1 protein-coding gene is annotated in these 2,239 nt (G+C 36.0%); it reads right to left on the minus strand.

Annotated elements, in window-relative coordinates; translation table 11 throughout:
* Positions 1–102: 102 nt before the first annotated feature.
* Entirely contained in the window at positions 103–786 is a 684-nt protein-coding gene (locus tag JM172_RS24170; protein ID WP_214484940.1) for a cytochrome D1 domain-containing protein, read from the minus strand.
* Positions 787–2,239: the final 1,453 nt, after the last annotated feature.

Here is a 2,239-nt window from a genome sequence, read left to right on the forward strand (position 1 = left end):
TGATACAAAACTTGATATCGAGAGAATGAAAAAGAAATATTGAGATACAAAACTGATTGTTAGACGGACTCACGTACGGTTCGGAGGGGAGCGTTTGGAAACCTATCGTAGAAATACGTCAAGGCGCTGGGCGCTTACCCTACAATTAGGAGTAAATGCGAGAAACCTTGGATCTTGCCCGACAGGAACAGTGGCAATAACAGAATGAGTTTTAATATCAATGACGGAAACATTGGTACTGTCCTCATTAATAACGTAAATAAACTTTCCGTCAGGGGTTAAAGCGACAAAGTCAGCATTAATTCCAACAGGAATATTAGCAATAACAGAGTGTGTTTTGACATCAATGACGAAAACAGTGCCATCAGGGTCGTCACTATTTGCAACATAGGCAAGCTTTCCATCAGTTGTAAATACAACAGAGTCAATATTTATAGCAGTTTGAACAGATGCGATAACAGAATTGGTTTTCACATCAATCACTAAAACAGCCCTAGTAGTAGTGACATAAGCAAGCTTTCCGTCAGGAGTAATCGTAACAAGAGAAGGATTATTCCCAACTGAAACAGTCGCAATAACAGAATGGGTTTTTACGTCAATGACGGGAATTGTACCATTATCACTACTAAACCTAGTATTCACCACATAAGCAAGCTTCCCGACAGGAGTAAACGCAACATTTTGTAGAGTTTCTTCAACCTGCACTGTTGCAATCACACTATGAGTTTTAACATCTATGACCGAGACAGTAAAGTCATCATTATTTGTAACATATGCAAAAGCCATATAGTTAGCTCCTTTATAGAAAGGTTAAGTATCTATTATCTTATGATGAGCTCTGGAAAATGAGAATAAATTTTCGTTAATAGATTAGGAAACATAATAAGCATGGAGTCGTTTAAAAATAAAACCTCTTCATCCTTGACCGGTGGACGCGGAGGAAGTAGAGAGGCATTATTTGAAAAAAAGGAGATACGACACTATATGTTTATGCAAATATAAAACTGGGAGATTGGATATTTGTTATATAGCGTTTAAAATATGTAACCTCCCTGTTTCGATCAGTAAAGGAGGCATGCCCAGGGAGGTTTATATGAGTGTAGTTGGCCGTACATTATGTTATGCAAATTATTTATGTATGTACTAGGTAATACATACAAGTTTTATAAGACTTAATAGCAATTATGATTCCTCCCGAAACTTTCGAGAGGAGCCTAATGTCTGGATATAAGGTATCAACTTATATGATTAATTGTATGCAAAATAACTTTGTTTCTTCTGTACTTTTGACTAGAAAATGAAATTGTACACATGCCCATTGAGATAAGTACACACATCCCCATACAACCATTTATTCCTAGCATAATATGGAGTATTAATTGTTAGGAGGTGACCTAAATGTCTGGATACAAAGTGTCAACTTCACCATGTGGTTGTAAAACATTGGTGAAAGAAGAAATAAAGCAGATAACTGTATGCGATTGTTGTATTAACTGAGTGTCTTTCCCATTGGATCAGTAGTCAGGGTACAACTTAAGAGTGGTACTGTTGCTTTTAGCGGTAATGAATTTACTATTCAAGAGTTGAGAGGAACAGTATTGATAGGAACAGCTGATGGTAATCCCGCGATGGTTCTTTTGTGTGACATTGCTGCATTAGGTAATTTCAACTTATAACATCCATGAAAATACCACAGTTGTTTAATAAAAAGATAATAACTGTGGATATTACATAATGAAAATCGTTTATTCACCACGATGATAGTTGTGGTTACTAACCACTATTTAGTAAAATTTAACTAAATAACCAAGATGGCTTTTCAGTTTGCTTTATTTTTAATACCACCAATTCTATTCTTTATCATTTGTGTTGATTTAGTCAAAGTAATAAAAAATGATAGAGAAACATTCCGTCATACAATAATAGGTTCGCTGTTGGTAGGAATCATTTTCTTGTTGATATTCATGTTACATTAACTTTCAATTTTTTAGTAAACACAAGATAGATTGTGGTTGTTAGGTGGTTGTTCAAAATGAATGAGAGATTTACCAAACTAAATGTTCAACATATTACATTCACATAGTGTTATTCAACAATTGGCGCATGTGCGGCCGAGCTTAGGTCGTATCATATAACGGGTGGGATTCCCGTCGAGTAAGAACTAGCCATTCACTCGTAGCGAGTCTTGGAGGACTAAAGGTAACTTTAGTCTTTAAGCGTAGACAGTTAGGTGGCGGGC

It is taken from the genome of Bacillus sp. SM2101 (assembly GCF_018588585.1).
GTDB classification, from domain to species: domain Bacteria; phylum Bacillota; class Bacilli; order Bacillales; family SM2101; genus Nanhaiella; species Nanhaiella sioensis.

Coding starts and splice junctions, on each gene's coding strand:
- JM172_RS24170 (WP_214484940.1), bottom strand. CDS start 786: ATGGCTTTTGCATATGTTACAAATAATGATGACTTTACTGTCTCGGTC.